Source organism: Zunongwangia pacifica, assembly GCF_023499215.1.
Taxonomy (GTDB): domain Bacteria; phylum Bacteroidota; class Bacteroidia; order Flavobacteriales; family Flavobacteriaceae; genus Zunongwangia; species Zunongwangia pacifica.
Genome location: NZ_JAKHSK010000030.1, coordinates 41,985 through 59,604, shown reverse-complemented (window position 1 = coordinate 59,604; position 17,620 = coordinate 41,985). Strand labels below are relative to the sequence as shown.

Annotated in this window: 18 protein-coding genes; 10 read left to right on the top strand and 8 right to left on the bottom strand. The window is 36.3% G+C overall.

Annotated features, from left to right (window positions below):
* Positions 1–137: 137 nt before the first annotated feature.
* Together L1967_RS17125 and L1967_RS17120 are read right to left on the bottom strand one after the other, a co-directional pair.
* Positions 138–1,277 (bottom strand): chorismate-binding protein, encoded by a 1,140-nt coding sequence (locus tag L1967_RS17125; RefSeq protein WP_249602726.1) that lies wholly within the window; start codon positions 1,275–1,277, stop codon positions 138–140.
* On the bottom strand, positions 1,274–1,696 hold the full coding sequence (locus tag L1967_RS17120; RefSeq protein ID WP_249602725.1) for a PaaI family thioesterase: 423 nt from the start codon (positions 1,694–1,696) through the stop codon (positions 1,274–1,276). The genes L1967_RS17125 and L1967_RS17120 overlap by 4 nt, the downstream gene beginning before the upstream one ends.
* 48 nt (positions 1,697–1,744) lie before the next feature.
* On the opposite strand from L1967_RS17120, the gene L1967_RS17115 reads away from it, so the two are divergent.
* Positions 1,745–2,380: an alpha/beta hydrolase gene (locus L1967_RS17115; protein ID WP_249602724.1), complete on the top strand. Its 636-nt coding sequence runs from the start codon at positions 1,745–1,747 to the stop codon at positions 2,378–2,380.
* 679 nt (positions 2,381–3,059) lie between these two features.
* The gene (locus L1967_RS17110; protein ID WP_249602723.1) at positions 3,060–4,346 is read left to right on the top strand and encodes an NRAMP family divalent metal transporter; all 1,287 of its coding nucleotides are present in this window, start codon (positions 3,060–3,062) and stop codon (positions 4,344–4,346) included.
* A gap of 81 nt (positions 4,347–4,427) precedes the next feature.
* On the opposite strand, the gene L1967_RS17105 is transcribed toward L1967_RS17110, so the two are convergent.
* From L1967_RS17105 to dnaK, 4 genes are all read right to left on the bottom strand, one after another.
* On the bottom strand, positions 4,428–5,069 hold the full coding sequence (locus L1967_RS17105) for a hypothetical protein (protein ID WP_249602722.1): 642 nt from the start codon (positions 5,067–5,069) through the stop codon (positions 4,428–4,430).
* A gap of 104 nt (positions 5,070–5,173) precedes the next feature.
* Positions 5,174–5,755: a hypothetical protein gene (locus L1967_RS17100; RefSeq protein WP_249602721.1), complete on the bottom strand. Its 582-nt coding sequence runs from the start codon at positions 5,753–5,755 to the stop codon at positions 5,174–5,176.
* A 139-nt stretch (positions 5,756–5,894) separates the two neighbouring features.
* Positions 5,895–6,245 (bottom strand): hypothetical protein, encoded by a 351-nt coding sequence (locus tag L1967_RS17095; protein WP_249602720.1) that lies wholly within the window; start codon positions 6,243–6,245, stop codon positions 5,895–5,897.
* A 104-nt stretch (positions 6,246–6,349) separates the two neighbouring features.
* Complete coding sequence (gene dnaK, locus L1967_RS17090; RefSeq protein WP_249602719.1) at positions 6,350–8,269, bottom strand: molecular chaperone DnaK; 1,920 nt, start codon at positions 8,267–8,269, stop codon at positions 6,350–6,352.
* Between the two features lie 232 nt (positions 8,270–8,501).
* On the opposite strand from dnaK, the gene L1967_RS17085 reads away from it, so the two are divergent.
* The 4 genes from L1967_RS17085 (at position 8,502) to L1967_RS17070 (ending at position 12,289) form a co-directional block, all read left to right on the top strand.
* Positions 8,502–9,935, top strand: a complete 1,434-nt coding sequence (locus L1967_RS17085; protein ID WP_249602727.1) for an L-serine ammonia-lyase — start codon at positions 8,502–8,504, stop codon at positions 9,933–9,935.
* A gap of 43 nt (positions 9,936–9,978) precedes the next feature.
* Entirely contained in the window at positions 9,979–10,437 is a 459-nt protein-coding gene (locus tag L1967_RS17080) for a GNAT family N-acetyltransferase (RefSeq protein ID WP_249602718.1), read from the top strand.
* A gap of 153 nt (positions 10,438–10,590) precedes the next feature.
* The gene (locus L1967_RS17075; RefSeq protein ID WP_249602717.1) at positions 10,591–11,226 is read left to right on the top strand and encodes a CPBP family glutamic-type intramembrane protease; all 636 of its coding nucleotides are present in this window, start codon (positions 10,591–10,593) and stop codon (positions 11,224–11,226) included.
* Between the two features lie 58 nt (positions 11,227–11,284).
* Positions 11,285–12,289 carry an alcohol dehydrogenase gene (locus L1967_RS17070; protein ID WP_249602716.1) on the top strand — a complete coding sequence of 335 codons (1,005 nt, stop codon included), beginning with the start codon at positions 11,285–11,287 and terminating at the stop codon, positions 12,287–12,289.
* Positions 12,290–12,346: 57 nt separating this feature from the next.
* Here L1967_RS17070 and L1967_RS17065 read toward each other — a convergent pair whose 3' ends face one another.
* Complete coding sequence (locus L1967_RS17065; protein ID WP_249602715.1) at positions 12,347–12,799, bottom strand: nuclear transport factor 2 family protein; 453 nt, start codon at positions 12,797–12,799, stop codon at positions 12,347–12,349.
* Between the two features lie 84 nt (positions 12,800–12,883).
* On the opposite strand from L1967_RS17065, the gene L1967_RS17060 reads away from it, so the two are divergent.
* The 4 genes from L1967_RS17060 (at position 12,884) to L1967_RS17045 (ending at position 16,473) form a co-directional block, all read left to right on the top strand.
* Positions 12,884–14,005, top strand: a complete 1,122-nt coding sequence (locus tag L1967_RS17060; RefSeq protein WP_249602714.1) for a glycoside hydrolase family 18 protein — start codon at positions 12,884–12,886, stop codon at positions 14,003–14,005.
* Positions 14,006–14,373: 368 nt separating this feature from the next.
* Complete coding sequence (gene panB, locus L1967_RS17055; RefSeq protein WP_249602713.1) at positions 14,374–15,192, top strand: 3-methyl-2-oxobutanoate hydroxymethyltransferase; 819 nt, start codon at positions 14,374–14,376, stop codon at positions 15,190–15,192.
* Between the two features lie 27 nt (positions 15,193–15,219).
* Positions 15,220–15,720, top strand: a complete 501-nt coding sequence (locus tag L1967_RS17050) for a cupin domain-containing protein (RefSeq protein WP_249602712.1) — start codon at positions 15,220–15,222, stop codon at positions 15,718–15,720.
* A gap of 54 nt (positions 15,721–15,774) precedes the next feature.
* On the top strand, positions 15,775–16,473 hold the full coding sequence (locus tag L1967_RS17045) for an RluA family pseudouridine synthase (RefSeq protein WP_249602711.1): 699 nt from the start codon (positions 15,775–15,777) through the stop codon (positions 16,471–16,473).
* A gap of 278 nt (positions 16,474–16,751) precedes the next feature.
* On the opposite strand, the gene L1967_RS17040 is transcribed toward L1967_RS17045, so the two are convergent.
* Positions 16,752–17,618, bottom strand: a complete 867-nt coding sequence (locus L1967_RS17040; protein ID WP_249602710.1) for a DMT family transporter — start codon at positions 17,616–17,618, stop codon at positions 16,752–16,754.
* Positions 17,619–17,620: the final 2 nt, after the last annotated feature.

Genomic DNA, 17,620 nt, shown 5'->3' with positions numbered 1-17,620 from the left:
AATGCGCACGACAGGATTGCTCACTATCAAAATGAGCTGTAAAAGTGAAGATATTCATTATATTGAATTTGAGGTGAATATAATCAAAATTAAAAAATTATGAGTATTTACGGATAATCAATTTATTTATTTTCGATTTAGTCCTGATTCACTAAAACCGACTTGATCGTATAACTTTTATTTACTGTTTCTTCCCACTCGGCCGTTGGATTAGAATCTGCTGTGATCCCACCACCAATAAAAATTTCGGCTTCCCCTTTCGATAATTTCATACAGCGTAGGTTTACAAAAATCTGCGACTGTTTTAAAATACTGGCGTAAGCCTGATTTTCCTGATTTCGCCGATTCGAATTTCGTTTTACTTCCTGTTTTAAATTTATTTCGCCTAGAAATCCGGCGTAAAATTCGCGTTCGCTTTGTTCATTTTCCAAAATAAACTCCTTTGCTTCCTCTCTGGGAAAACCACAAACGGCAGGAGTGGGATGCAAACTCTCCAGTAAATTCGAAAGATTATCATTCTCCAAAGTTCCTGAAATATCAGTACGAATATGTAGCAAATTCCCGGCTTTCACGGTATAAGGATCGCTGAGATTAATCGATCCGGCAGCGACTTTAAAATCCTTTAATTTTTGCACAATTTCATCTGAAACAATTTTTTGTTCCTCCACTTCTTTAGGTGTCCAGGCCGCATTTTCAATTTCCCCATTATACGACTGCGTTCCCGCAAGTGCCATGGTTTTAAAGCGATTCCGCTCTACTTTCACCAAAGTCTCTGGTGTGGCACCAATCCAGATCCCACTTTCAGGATGCGACCAGATATAACAGAACGCTTTTGGATAACGCTGTAGCAGATTTTTAAAAATTGAAAGCGCTGAAAGTTGTGTGGGACTTTGCTCCTTTCGGGCCAGTACCACTTTTTTCATGCTTCCCAATTTAATTTCGGTAATTGCTTTGGCTACCAGCTCTTCATGTTTTTTTTGTTCGCGGGAATTCGTGATTTCAGGAATATATTCTGAAGTTTCAGTGATAAGTTTCTCTGCTGTATATGCTGTAGTCATAACTTCAGAATGTTCTTCAGGAATTAATAAACTAATATTTCCGCAGAAATCTGAAAAAACAAATCCGCTTTCAGCAAAATTAGTGGTCTTATATACTTGCTTATCGTTCTGTAAAAATGCTTTAATCACATTTTCATCGGGTTTTCGATAAGCCACAAAAGGTAAATTTTTATTGTTATGGTCTTCTAACGTGTTAAAAAACGCCATCGCCTGCATCATGATTTCTTTTTTGCTAATGCTATGGTGGTTAATTTTACCAGGGAAATTAAATGATCCTCGGCATCGGTAATATGAATATTCCAAAGTTGTGTGGTGCGTCCTTTATGAATAAAAGTGGCTTTGGCAAAAACATCGCCGTCTTTGATACTTTTAAGGTGATTGGCAGAAATTTCGATCCCTCGAATTACAAAATCTTTGGTATCTAAAAATAAATAACTTGCCGCACTACCTACACTTTCGGCCAAAGCGACACTTGCGCCACCATGCAACACACCATCTGGCTGATGTACTTTTGGTGTTACCGGCATTTTGGCGGTTAAATAATCTTCACCAACATCGATAAATTCAATATTCAAGGTTTCCATTAATGTGTTTTTACACATTTTTGCACACATTCCCAGGATTTCCTCTTTGTTCATAGCAATACGATTAATTACTTTGTAAAAGTACAAAATTGAATCTACAGCATGAGCCGCGAAAAAAAGCTTTCTTACCAAATTAGTAATACCTACAGTGTTTTAAACGAGTTTACGCAAAAGACAAAAAACGTATGGCTGGTGTGCCACGGTATTGGCTATTTAAGTCGATATTTTATTCGTCATTTTAATCATCTGGATGCGAGCGAAAACTATATTATTGCTCCACAAGCCCAAAGCAAATATTACCTGAAAGATGATTACCGGCATGTAGGCGCTTCCTGGTTAACAAAAGAAAATACAGAAAGTGAAATTGACAATGTGCTGAGTTATTTAGACGAAGTCTATGCTGAAGAAAACTTAGCAGAAGTTCCAAACCTCATCATTTTGGGCTATTCGCAAGGTGTTTCTGTAGCTACTCGTTTTTTAGCTAGACGGAAAATAAATTGCGATCAACTGATTTTACATTCCGGCAAAGTTCCTGCTGAAATCACTGCTGAAGATCTTGAATTTCTGAAAGATACTAAAGTGACTTATCTCTACGGAACAGAAGATGAATATCTAAAAAAAGGTATTATTGAAGTGGAAGAAGAACGCCTAAAATCCCTGTTTCCGCATAATCTTGAAATCCTAACCTACCACGGCGGACACGAATTTAATACTGAAATTATTGAAAAACTGAGTTGATTTGAAAATCTGATAATGTATTGAAAAACAATCAATTAAAAGTAAACAATTATCAATAAATCATGTTCAGTTTTTCGCTGAACGCTGAAAGCTTAAAAGCTTTTCTGCTAACTTTGATTAAAATTTGTCTTTTCGAGCGCAACGAAGTGAAGTCGAGAAATCTTTACTCTGTTTCAAAAAAGATCTCTCCACTTCGGTCGAGATGACAAAGCCTGGTTCTATTGCTTTCCCTTTTTCTATTGAAATGTAATCATTATTTCACGTAAATCTAATCATCACAAACATAAGGTGACAAATTCTAAAAATGTCACTTCCAGTGTTTTATTGTATAGCGTAGCGAAGATATAAAATGTATCGAGAAGTCTGTTACAGTTAGTAGGCGCAGTGGACAATAAGCGATGAGCAATTAACAGTAAACAATTATCAATTAACGTTTTTCGTTTTAAAGACTATTTTTGGGCTGAAAGCTGAAAAACTTTTCTATTGATAACTAAACCTAAACTTTAGTTAGCACTTGCAACGGCAAGTCACTAAAAATAATATATACCTCTAAAATACCAAGATTCCAATATTCTAATCTACCTTTCTCTTGTCTCCTAAAGAACTCAACTCACAAACAGATTTCCATTTTTTTCTGAATAATTTTAAATATTTTCGCTAAATCTGATTTAGAACTATAATGCAACCACAACAAAATTCAATAAAAGCAAAAAAGACTTCAATTTTAAAGAATATCGGTCCGGGTTTTTTACTTGCAGGTGCCGCTATTGGTGTTTCACATTTGGTGCAATCTACCCGAGCAGGAGCCGATTATGGTTATATTCTTATTTGGGCGTTGTTATTGGCCTGTATTTCTAAATATCCATTTCTAGAATTTGGCCCAAGATATGTTGCGGGAACAGGGAAACATCTGATCGCTGGTTATAAACAGCTGGGGAAGATTCCCTATTATCTATTCATATTTATTACTGTAGCCAGTATGTTTATCATCCAGGCAGCGGTAACGATCGTAACCGCTGGTTTAGCCGAACGTCTTTTTAATTTTGGACTTTCGCCTTTTATATGGAGTTTTATCATTTTTGGAGCCTGCATTGCGCTTTTACTAATCGGTAAATATCCGGGGTTAGATAAAAGCATGAAAATTATCGTGAGTTTACTTACACTTGCGACTTTAGCCGCTGTCTGTATGGCATTAGGAATTCATAAAGATCCGGTAGAAACCATTGAAGTTCCGTCTTTATGGACTACCGCCAGCCTCGGCTTTATTATAGCTTTTATGGGCTGGATGCCTATTCCTTTAGATGCTGCTGTTTGGCATTCGATCTGGACCAAAGAAAAAGCACACGGAAATAATGAAAAGCTCAGTTTAAAAAGCGCTTTTTTAGATTTTAATATTGGTTATTTATCTGCCTGCTTTATTGGAGTTTTGTTCTTCCTGCTAGGTGTTTTGGTGATGTTTGGAAGCGGAGAAAGTTTTAGCAGTAATAGCGTAGAATTCTCTTCTCAACTTATTAATCTTTACGGAAGGACTTTAGGACAATGGAGCAAACCGGTGATTGCCATAGCTGCTTTTGTAACTATGCTGAGTACCGTAATTACAGTTACCGATGCTTATCCGCGTGTAATCTCTGAACTTTTTCATCCAGAAAAACCGAATGAAGCTGATAGCGATAATCGGAAAAAGCGTTGGCAGTTTTATAAAATATCGATATTTATCATCCCCATACTTTCATTGGGCATCCTTTATTTTACCTCAGGATCGTTTACCATTCTTGTCGATTTTGCCGCCGGTTTATCTTTTTTATCTGCCCCGATATTGGCCTGGTTTAATTATAAACTGGTTACGGGTAATGAAATGCCAGCAGCAGATCGCCCGGGTAAATCCTATAAGATTTTCACGATAATATGTTTTGTGTTGTTGCTGATTTTTAATGCCGTTTATCTGGGATATCATTTTATGGTATAAAGTCATAAAGAAGCTGGTGCAGCTATTTCTTTTTTTAATAATATCAAGGCAAGACTTGCTGAATCAACCATCAGAAAAGGATTAAACACAGGCATTTTTATCAAATTCTGCAACCTCTTCTGCCAAAATTGAAATAGTACCATCATAATCTATTTTTAAATGAAATCTATTGGTCTGGAGTGGTGTACAGTATTTCACCGTTTGTAACATGATTAATTCAAATCCATCCTCGGTTTCTTTTATCGCTCCGTTAGCAATATCGCTTAAGTCCCAATAATAACCATTAGTACGAACCCACAATAGCGCGTCGCCAGCAGTATCTATTGTTCCCAAGAAGTCTTTTAATCCTTCTTTAGAATTAATAACGCTGAATTGATCGTTTTTTTGAGTTTTTATATAATTAAAACATGATCCTGGCAAACAATCGGGTCCAAAACCTCTATCCGCAGTCATTTGCTCAAAATTGGTTTTACAGGTTTCTGCTGAGCACAATTCCCCTGATGAAGACAAAATGTATTCATTATTTGGTACTTCTGGAGAATTAACAATTGCTCTTATCAACTCAAAATAATCAAAATTCGTTGCAGGATGAAGATCTTCAAAAGGAAAGTCTTCGGTTATTGCTTCAAAATCATCCAGGTTTACTTTAATTCCGTTGTCATCATCGTCTGAACAAGAAAACAGGAAAAATGTAAAGGCTAAAATTGATAATTTTTTGATCATAATAGTTAATTAATTTTTAAGTAAATGCAGAAAACTCAAAGAGGTTATCTGTAAAAAGTCACTGAAAAATCAACGTTTACTCATCTAAAATTATTTTTCAAAGCTTACTCAAAACAAAAACTTAAATCTATACTATATTTTATATCTGCATCAATAGTTTCAGCACACATACCACCAACGTCACCACTGTAACAATCTGCATCATCCGAGATAGTTGTTTTTGAAATCTTATTTGTATACCCAAATAATGTTACATTTAAAACTCCATTTTCAAAACTATTGATTCTGAAGTTAGCTCCTTCTCCAGTAGTTTCATTTAAAGTTCTGATAGGATTTAGAGTACTGTAATAATAGCTAACATTTTCGTTCGAGTGCTCTGGAAAACGAAATACAAAATTCATATAATTAAAATTTTCACGAATACTCTCTTCAGAAAAATTATTAATGATGTCTGTATCGAAACTTATATAAATTTGAAAATCCTCATCCGAATAGCTATAAGCACGATAACTATAGTTCTCGTCACAAGTGACGCCACTGGGGCAAGCAACTTCAAGCATTGAACAATTACTTAAAGAACCAAGGCTCAAATTATATGGCTCATACCTAAAATTTGTTGAATCATCATCATTACTACAAGATAGGCTAAGACAGGTTAATAGACATAGAAGTAAAAGTTTTTTCATTTGTAATTTGAATTTAGTTATTTGATATTTTTAAGTATTTCTTTAAAAGATACTAGTTTTTTAATCCTAAGAATCTGTACAAAGCGTGTAAATTTAAGTGAGTTAAAGTATGGAAAAGTGGACATCACTGTGTTATCGTTTAATCTGAAGAAGAGCAGGTAAAAACCTTTATATCATCCCGGCCTTCATTTTCTAAGTACGCATTACTTTCTTTTGCAGTTAATTCGGCTACAACATTTCCGCTGCAGTCGTAAAATGTTATTATTGCTTGAAAATTTACTGTAGGATCAGTTATTAATTCATAGTAAACAATCTGTCCCTCATAATCACCTCTAAAAATCGATACTTCAGTTCCGCAATTAGCGTTCAGTTCAGATTTAAAACTAGTAAACCAAGTTTCATTTATTCCACCGGGACAATTAGAATCATCATCGTCTGAACATGAAAATAGTAACATTGCTACTATTAAAATTGGTAGTTTTCTGATCATAACATTTGATTGATTTATAAGTAGATGCTAAAAATCCTAAAAGGTTGCGTACAAAAAAAGCCGCTGAAAAATCAGCGGCTTTTTATCAAATATCTGGATGAAGCTTATTTCACTTCCTCGAAGTCAACATCTTCTACATCATCTCCACCTTTGGCTTCTCCGCCTCCGGCTTGACCTCCTTCAGCTCCGGTTGCTCCTTGTTGAGCACCACCCTGAGCTTCAGCTTGTGCCTTATACATTTCTTCTGAAGCTGTTTTCCATGCTTCATTCAATTTGTCTAATGCTGGCTGAATAGTTTCAACTTCTTTAGTTTCGTAAGCTTTCTTAAGTTCTGCTAAAGCGTCTTCGATAGGCTTTTTCTTATCATCAGAAAGTTTATCTCCAAACTCTTTTAATTGCTTTTCTGTCTGGAAGATCATTCCATCAGCTTCATTAAGCTTATCTACTTTTTCTTTCGCTTTCTTATCGGCATCAGCATTTGCTTCAGCTTCCTGCTTCATTTTAGCGATTTCTTCTTCGGTTAATCCAGAAGAAGCTTCGATACGGATATCCTGAGATTTTCCGGTTGCTTTATCTGTAGCACTTACTTTGATAATACCGTTGGCATCGATATCGAAAGTTACTTCAATTTGAGGAGTTCCTCTTGGCGCTGGTGGAATACCATCTAAATGGAATCTACCAATCGTTTTATTATCGGCTGCCATTGGACGCTCACCCTGTAGTACGTGAATTTCTACTGATGGCTGATTATCTGCCGCGGTAGAGAATGTTTGGGACTTTTTAGAAGGAATAGTTGTATTCGCTTCGATAAGTTTAGTGTTTACACCACCCATAGTTTCAATACCTAAAGAAAGTGGAGTAACATCTAATAACAATACATCCTTAACATCACCAGTTAGTACACCACCCTGAATTGCAGCACCAATAGATACTACCTCATCTGGGTTTACTCCTTTAGAAGGTTTTTTTCCGAAGAAACTTTCTACTTCTTCCTGAATTTTAGGAATACGGGTAGAACCACCTACTAAAATTACCTCATCAATATCGCTTTTAGAAAGACCTGCATCCTGAAGCGCCTTTTTAACCGGCTCCATAGATCTTGTAACTAGTTCGGCTGCTAACTGCTCAAACTTAGATCTTGTTAATGTCTCTACCAGGTGTTTTGGTCCACTAGCTGTAGCGGTAACATAAGGTAGGTTGATCTCTGTTTGAGAAGATGAAGACAATTCGATTTTAGCTTTTTCCGCAGCTTCTTTTAGACGTTGTAACGCCATAGGATCTTTTCTAAGATCGATATCTTCAGCTTTCTGGAACGTATCTGCTAACCAATCGATAATTACTTCATCAAAATCATCACCACCAAGGTGGGTATCACCATTTGTAGATAATACTTCAAATACACCATCACCTAGTTCCAGGATAGAAATATCGAAAGTACCACCACCAAGGTCATAAACCGCGATTTTTTGGTCAGTTGATTTTTTATCCAAACCGTAAGCAAGTGCAGCAGCGGTTGGTTCGTTAATAATACGTCTTACTTTAAGACCAGCGATTTCACCGGCTTCTTTGGTAGCCTGACGCTGAGAATCATTAAAATAAGCTGGTACTGTAATAACAGCTTCAGTAACATCCTGCCCTAAATAATCTTCAGCAGTTTTCTTCATTTTCTGAAGGATCATTGCTGAAAGTTCCTGCGGAGTGTAAAGACGACCATCGATATCTACCCGAGGGGTATCATTATCTCCTTTTTTAACTTTATAAGCCACACGTCCTGCTTCTCTTTCAGATTCAGAGAATTTATTTCCCATAAATCTTTTAATCGAAGCGATTGTTTTCTCTGGATTGGTTACGGCCTGTCTTTTTGCAGGGTCCCCAACTTTTATTTCACCACCTTCTACAAAAGCAATTACAGAAGGTGTTGTTCTTTTACCTTCGGCATTAGGGATTACCGTAGGCTCGTTACCTTCCATAACTGAAACGCAGGAGTTAGTTGTACCTAAGTCAATTCCAATTATCTTACTCATAACTTTATACGTTGATTTAATATTTTATTCATTGTTTCGCTCTCTAAAAGTCAATCTTTATGCCAGCAAAAAACTTATGACAGGTTGGCAGAAACATTGTTGAACACATCGATTTTGAAGAAAAATCAATGAAACTTTTGCAGAGTCTTCAATCAATTGTGTATAATTAGGCAGTTACTACTAACTTTTTATTTCTGAATCTGTGCCTTAAATTATACATTTGTTTGCATAAATTTTCGATATGGAATGTATTAGCGTATTCGACATGTTAAAGGTTGGCGTAGGCCCGTCCAGTTCTCACACTTTAGGACCATGGCGTGCTGCCCAACGATGGATCTTAGAGCTTAAGGCTAAAAATCTATTTAATGAGGTAGAAAAAATTCATATCGATCTTTACGGCTCGCTTTCTTTAACAGGAAAAGGTCATGCTACAGATGTTGCGACTTTATTAGGTTTATGCGGTCACGACCCGGTAACAATGGATATTTCACTAATTGAAACCGAGATTTCAGCAATAAAAGAACAAAAGATCCTTTCCTTTAATAAAGAAATAGATCTTCCTTTTAATTTTGAAACCGATATAAAATTCAATCGTAAATTTCTGGATTTTCATCCTAACGGAATGATTTTTAGGGCCACCCTTAAAAATGGCAAAAAATGCTCGTCGTCTTTCTTTTCTATAGGAGGTGGATTTGTAGTTAAAAAGACCCGAAAAAATGCGAAAAAGAAACAGGATAAATTTGAGGAATTTCCTTTTCCGGTAGAAACTGCGAATCAACTTTTAGATTACTGCAACGCTGAAGACCTTAGCATCTCTCAATTGGTATTGCAAAATGAACGTTCTTTAAGAAACGATGAGCAGATCGATGCCGGCCTTCAACAAATATGGAATACCATGCTGGAATCGATGTATATTGGCTGCCATACTGAAGGCACTTTACCAGGTGGATTAAGTGTAAAACGTCGCGCTTTCGAAATGCATCAACGTCTTATTGGCGAAGAACAATACGATTCTCCTGAAAGCTGGATAAATGCCATTAGAAATACCGAAGTAAAATTTCGCCAAATCTTAAAATGGGTAAGTTGCTTTGCCCTAAGTGTAAACGAAGTTAATGCCAGTTTAGGGCGCGTGGTAACGGCACCAACAAATGGTAGCGCCGGTACAGTTCCTGCCGTGATGATGTACTATATGGTCATCGAAAATCATGAGGCTACTTTTGAAGATATGAAACGTTTTATGCTGGTTGCCGGAGAAATTGGTAGTTTATTTAAAAAAGGAGCCACCATCTCTGCCGCAATGGGTGGATGCCAGGCAGAAATAGGTGTCTCCTCGGCGATGGCCGCCGGTGGATTAACCGAATTACTTGGCGGGACACCAGCGCAGGTTTTAATGGCCAGTGAAATCGCTATGGAACATCACCTTGGTTTAACCTGTGATCCTATTGCCGGATTGGTGCAGGTGCCATGTATAGAACGTAATGCCATGGGAGCCATTAAAGCGATTAATGCTGCCGAAATTGCCCTAGAAAGCGATGCTACAAAAGCAAAAGTGCCATTAGACAAAGTAATCGCTACCATGTGGGACACGGCAAAAGATATGAATTCTAAGTATAAAGAGACCAGTGAGGGCGGACTTGCAGTAAAAGTAAGTCTTAGTGACTGTTAATCGTACTAATGCATTTATTTTTTGATCTTAAAAATATGGTGTCTTGAATATAAATGTTAGAGAAGCAAATTATAGTGATCTGGAAGAAATGCAAGACTTATTTTTGGAAGCTATCAAAAATATTCCCAACAGCGATTACAGCGAAAAACAGACTGAAGCCTGGGCGAGTACTGTGAAGAATAAAGAACGTTGGAAATCCATGCTGGCTAACCAGTATGTTTTAATTGCTGAAATTAACCGTAAAATAGTTGGATTTGGATCCTTAGATAAGGATTATATCGATTTTATGTATGTTCATAAAGATTTCCTGAGGAAGGGAATTGCCAGTAAGATATTTGAAGGCCTTCAACGTAAATCGATAGAACTTGGTTGTAATCAACTAACTTCCAACGTTAGTAAAACGGCAAGACCATTTTTTGAACGTAAGGGCTTCAGCATCATTAAGGAAAATAATAATATAATTAATGATGTAGAAATTATTAATTATTATATGAGTCAGTAAATTACCTAAGAGCAAGCCCATAAGGTAGTTATTAGAAAATTATTTTTTTATTTCGAGTCATCTCGATTATCGAGCAAAATACAGCAAAAATCATTGTACACATTAAGCCCAGCTTCCAAAATAAAAAACCTTTTTCGTCATTATTTTCTAACTATGGCGTGCTACTTTCTGTTTTTTATGGGAATGGGCGTTTTAAATACGATATTTCCTGAATTAGATTTCGATCGTTATCAGCAGACAGAAATCTATGAGATGATGACCGACAATCCGTTGGTATTTTTTATCCTGGCTGTAATCATCGCGCCAATCATGGAAGAGTGTCTTTTTAGAAGTCTCATTAAGCCTTCGCAAAATGAAATCCTGGTCTTTATCTGTTCGTGGATTTTATTTATAAGCCTTCCTTTTATTCCTGCCGAAGCGCATTTGATTTTAAAATACAGTTTACTCCTATTAACTGTTTTTATCATCTTTTTATTCCTGAAATCGATTATTCCTGAAAAGAAGATGAAAAAACTCCAATATTACCTTCATAAGTATTACCGGTTAATCTGGATACTTTCAGCCGTAATTTTTGGCTATGTGCATGTTTGGAATTACGTTTCAGGTTTCGAATTTAATCTTATTTTATTTATCCTGATTTTCCCCAGAATCATTGCAGGATATTTCTTCGGAAGATTAAAGGTCCAAAATCGGGAATTATATTGGCCTATGTTGCTTCATGCAATGAATAACGGTATCGTAGTACTTATCTCTTCTAAAGCTGATGAAATCACCGATATATTTATTTAACAAAGACTTAGAAATCTTCACTATCTGATTTTGTAAATTAAGTCAGTAAAAAAAGTGAATGATGAAAGCAGTACAAGTAAAAGAAAAAGGTGGTGAATTTGAATACGTCGATGTGGACAAACCTTCACCAAAAGAAAACGAGGTTTTAATTAAAATTGAAGCATGTGGTATTTGCCATAGCGATGCCATTACCAAAGAAGGGGTGATGCCTATTGAATATCCAAGAATCCCGGGACATGAAGTTGTAGGAATCGTCGAACAAGTAGGAGAACGTGTTACCCAATGGAAAGAAGGACAACGTGTTGGTGTGGGTTGGCATGGTGGTCATTGTTTTGAATGCGAACCCTGTCGACGTGGTGATTTTATCAATTGCCAGAATGCAAAAATTAGTGGTATTTCTTATGATGGCGGCTATGCCGAATTTATGACGGCACCACAGGAAGCGATTGCCAGTGTTCCGGATGAGTTATCTTCTGCTGAGGCTGCTCCGTTACTTTGCGCAGGGATCACGGTTTTTAATGCGCTAAGAAATTCAGGAATCAAACCCGGTAATGTAGTCGCTATTCAGGGAATTGGTGGATTGGGCCATTTAGCCATTCAATATGCCGCAAAAATGGGCATGCGTACCGTTGCCATCTCCACCAGCGATGATAAAAAATCATTAGCTTCAGATCTTGGTGCGCATCATTTTATAAATGCAAAAGAGCAGGATACTGTAGACGAATTACAAAAATTAGGAGGTGCATCATTAATTTTGGCAACAGCACCAAATAGTGAAGCAATTAGTAGTGTAGTTGATGGGCTGGGACCAAACGGTAAACTTCTTATCGTTGGTGCTACCGGCGATCCACTTTCGGTTTCTCCATTTCAATTAATCATGGGAAAAAATGCGGTTGCAGGTTGGGCAAGCGGAACAGCCATGGATAGTGAAGATACTTTAAATTTTAGTGCCTTAAGCGGTACAAAACCAATGATCGAGGAATATCCGCTTTCTGATGTTAAAAATGCTTACCAGAAAATGATGGATAATGAAGCCCGGTTTAGAGTGGTTCTAAAACCATAAAAAGAATAAATCCAAAAGTTTATATTAAAGCCATCATTTATTTTATTTGATGGCTTTTTATTCACATCCTTCTTTTCTGCGCGTATCAATAATATAAATTATTTGCCATTTACCGTTGATCTTTACTAATTGAAAAGAATTTACTCCACAATGACTAAATCTGCCTTTAAAATAAAAATTATAAGGTGTCCAAACATTGGCCATATTCCCATCAATCGAAATTTGATAATCCAAAAGCTCTTCTTTAAAACTAACCTCCTTGGGAATACTGGCAATTGCCTTTAAAAAGTCTGAAAGCGAAGTTTTGTGTATCCCCACTGCACCTTGCTGATTCTCTCCTACCGATTGGATGATTACCTTTTGGGAGACAAAACTTTTCATGCCAACAGAATCCTGAGCGTGGAAAGAATCAAAAAAAGAATCGATCGTTTTTTTTACATTTTCGGTTTCACTTTGTGCATTTACCACACTAAAAGCAAACAGAAAAACTACGTATAAAATCGCTTTCATATAAAACAAAGTTAAGATTATCCAGCTTTATCAAACTTAGCCTATATTTTTTCTAAATTTAAAAAAATCTTGAAAATCGGCTTAATGAAAATCGCAAAGCATACCTTCCTTTTCTTCATATATTTCTTTGGAAATCTACTTGTTGCACAGCAACACACCTCTAAAGAATACAAAATTATTGGCTATGTTTTTGGAGACCTGATGGAAAAATCTGAACATCCTATTCATGCTGAAAAACTAACGCATTTAAATTATGCTTTTGCCAAAATTGAAAACGGAGAAATAAACATAACCAATGAAGATGACCCTAAACATTTTAAAACCCTAAATACCTTAAAGTCTAAAAATCCAACCCTAAAACTGCTAATTTCGGTTGGGGGTTGGGCCAATGCAGCAAGTTTCCCTTCTGTAGCCAGTAGTGATAGTTCCAGAACACGATTTGCCAATAGTGCGCTTCAGTTTTTGCAGAACTATCGATTAGATGGAATCGATTTAGATTGGGAATACCCTAAAAACAAAGAAACCAGCGCATTTCTGCCAGAATACAAAGAAAATTTCACGCTCTTACTCGCTAAAATTCGGCAAAAATTAGACTCTTTTTCAGCAAAAACAAACAATCAATATTTATTAAGCGTAGCTACTGCTCCTAAACCGGATTATTTAAAACATATTGAAATCGATAAAATTGCTAAAGTTGTGGATTTCATTAATATCATGTGTTATGATTATCATGACGATTGGCATACTTCAACCGCTCATCATACCAATTTATCGACTTCAGAAACAGACCCTAAAAAATATAAACAAAGTACCGCACAGGTGGTTAAAAGCTATATCGAGGCTGGTGCAGATCCCTCTAAATTAGTTATTGGCGCACCTTTTTATGGGCGCGGCTGGAAGAAAGTAAACCCTAAAAACAATGGATTATATCAACCAGCAAAAGGCCAGACATTTTCTTTAAATTATTCTTCGATAAAAGATAGTTTACGTTCCGGGAAATATCATCGTTACTGGGACGAGGCGGCACAGGCCCCTTATTTATGGAATGCGAAAGACCAGATCTTTATTACGTACGATGATCCTGTATCTTTAAAAAAGAAAGCCGAATTTATCAAAACTGAAAACCTGGGTGGTGCCATGTTTTGGCAGTATCATGGTGATGATGGGGAACTTTTAGAAAGCCTTTTTCTCTATTTAAAAAAATGAAAATCGAGAGGAATAAATTAAACAACTGGAGCTTTAATTTCAGAATCTATTGTTGCACCGCCTTGGTTACATTCTTTGTCGCATGCAATACGTATATGCCGCCGAGTTCTAATCATGCTGGTATAATTCCTTATGTATTCCCCTGGATCTTACTATTTGTAGGGTTTCTCCTTTTTGCCATCAGTAAGGTTTTTCTAAAAAAATGGAATTGGTTCATCACGCTGATTACAGTTTTATATACGCTGTATTTTTCTTTAAATTTCTATTTTAAAAATCGTATTTAAAACTTTGACTTTCCAAATTCTTGGCAATATCTTAATTAGTCTCTCATTAAAATCCTATTTTTACGCATATAAAAATTTAGATGAATGTCTGTTGCTAAAAAAGAATATAAAAGAATTACCGTTAAGTCTTTAGTTGACATGAAAAAACGTGGAGAGAAAATCTCTATGTTAACCGCCTACGATTATTCCATGGCAAAAATCATGGATGGCGCCGGGATCGATGTGATTTTGGTTGGAGATTCTGCCAGTAATGTGATGGCCGGATACGAAACTACCCTCCCAATGACGCTAGATCACATGATTTATCACGCTACAAGTGTGGTAAATGCTATTAACCGTTCTTTGGTCGTTGTGGATCTTCCTTTTGGTACTTACCAAAGTGATCCTAAAGAAGCTTTACGATCCTCGATAAGAATTATGAAAGAAAGTGGTGCACACGCCATAAAACTTGAAGGTGGTAAAGAAATAAAGGAGTCTATAAAACGAATCTTGCATGCCGGGATTCCGGTGATGGGACATTTAGGATTAACGCCGCAATCTATATATAAATTTGGTACTTACACTGTTCGTGCAAAAGATGAAGAGGAAGCAGAAAAGCTTAAATCTGATGCTAAACTTTTGGAAAGGTTAGGATGTTTTGCAATAGTTTTAGAAAAAGTGCCTGCAAAATTAGCCAGAGAAGTTGCTGAGAGCGTAAGCATTCCTATTATTGGTATTGGTGCCGGTAATGGTTGTGACGGACAGGTTTTAGTGGTGCACGATATGTTGGGAATGACCAAGGAATTCCATCCACGATTTTTACGCAGGTATTTAGATCTTCATACCGAAATGACAGGGGCTTTTCAGCGGTATGCTGAAGATGTAAAAAGTGGTGATTTTCCTTCTGAAGATGAACAATATTAAAGCTTTTGTTTAAAAGATTTTTACAGAATGAATACTGCTGAAAAAATTATCGATCGGTTAAATTTACAACCTCATCCAGAAGGTGGTTACTTTAAAGAAGTTTATCGAAGCTCAGATATCATCGAAGCCGATGCTTTACCTGAAGTTTTTAAAACCGAACGACATTATTCTACCAGTATTTATTTTCTGCTGACTTCAGAGAATTTTTCAGCATTTCATAAAATAAATCAGGAAGAGGTTTGGCATTTTTACGATGGCTCTCCTCTTCTTTTATATAGCATTTCCCCTTCTGGAGAACTTTCAGAAATAAAAATTGGTCGCAATCTGGAAAACGGTGAAGTTCCTCAATATGTGGTTCCAAGAAATTACTGGTTTGCGGCAAAAGTTATCGAACAAAACCAATTCTCTTTTGTAGGTTGCACCGTGGCACCGGGATTTGATTTTAATGATTTTACTTTAGCGGATCGTGCATCTTTAATTAAAGAATTCCCTAAGCATGAGGAGATCATCACTCATTTTACCCGATAATCAGATTAGCATTCACTGAAATTAGTTGTTTATCTTTAAGTTTTAAATTCAATTTTGGCAGATAAGTTACTTTCCAATAAAAACAACCTAAAGGTTTTACACGAAGATAATCATATAATCATCGTTAATAAACGTGTGGGTGATATTGTACAGGGCGACAAAACCGGTGACAAACCACTCAGTGAAGTGGTAAAATCTTATATTAAAGAAAAATACAACAAACCGGGTAATGTATATTTGGGCGTAGTACATCGTTTGGACAGGCCAACCACTGGTATCGTTTTATTTTCTAAAACTTCAAAAGCTTTACCCCGACTGAATAAATTATTTCAGCAAAAAGATGCGAAAAAAACCTATTGGGCCGTGGTAAAAAACCGACCGCCAAAAGATCATGACACCCTGATACATTATCTTAAGCGCAACCCAAAACAAAACAAATCTTTTGCCCATAAAAACGAAGTTCCAGATAGTAAAAAAGCGATTTTGGAATACCGAATTTTAAAAGAATTAAACAACTATTTTTTACTGGAAATCGATTTACAAACCGGAAGACATCACCAGATCCGTAGTCAGCTTTCTGCCATTGGCTGTCCTATAAAAGGCGATTTAAAATACGGTTTTGATCGCAGTAATAAAGATGCCGGAATCCATTTACATGCACGAAAATTAGAATTTATACATCCGGTTAAAAAAGAAGCTATAAAAGTAATTGCTGAAGTTCCAGATGAACCCTTATGGCAGGCTTGTAACTAGATAATAGTTAAAAGTTGAAGGTTTCAAGGTTAAAAAGGAATTATTACCGTATTAAAAACATACAATTTTAAGGTAGACCACAACTTCACTAATTATCTTCATGTTCAGAGGAAATCATGAAAAGTTGACGATTAGCATAAGCTTTTAGTTTCAGGCCTAACAATTTTTCATTGCTTAAGAAAAGATTTCTCCATTCCGCTTCTCTTCACCTGCCGGCAGGATTGGAATAACGAAAAAAATGCATAGAAAAAACAATAGCTAATATTATATAATTTCAGCTACTTTTTAAAACTCCTAAAAATTTCTGCAAAAACAGCGGTAGCAATTAATACTCCGCCTATCATCGTATTTGTGGATGGAATCTCATTCAGAATAAAATAACCCATTACAATACCATAAATAGGCTGAGCACTGCTTATAATACTGGCGGTAGTGGCAGAAAAATATTTAAAACTGCTCACTAAAAGAGTGTGCCCAACCGACGTAGTAAATAACCCCAATATTAAAACAGGCGCCAGTTGCGATGGAATAACCGATAAATCAAAGAAAAACAAGACCGGCAACAACAAGCCGCTAACCACAAACATCTGGTACAGCATTAATACCGAACCATTATATTTAGCAGATTCCTGTTTCATTAAAATATTGCGAAGCGAATATAAAAATGCCGAACCAACCCCAAAACAAACTGCAATGGTTTGCTGGTTATCTAAACTAAATTCTGGCACCAAAAAGTAGACGCCCATTAAGACCAAAATCCCTAAAAGAAAGTGTATTTTATTAAAGCCTGTTTTTCGAATAAGAGGCTCTAAAAAAGTGGTGATTACGGGATAAGTATAAATAGAAAGCATCCCAATGGCTACACTGGATAATTTTAACGACTGAAAATAAGTAAGCCAGTGAGCGCACATTAAAACACCGGCAAATAAAACTTTTAGAAGGTCTTTTTTATTTGCAAAACCCAGATTAAAACCCCTAATCTTACAAAAAATGAGCAACGCCCAAACAGCGATAAAAGACCTAAGGAAAATGATTAAAAAAGGGCTTAAATCTATATATCTGCCCAAAGTACCAGACGTACTAATAATAATAACCGCCAGGTTTAATTGGAAGATATGTTTTAAATAGGCTCTTTCTTCAACCAAAT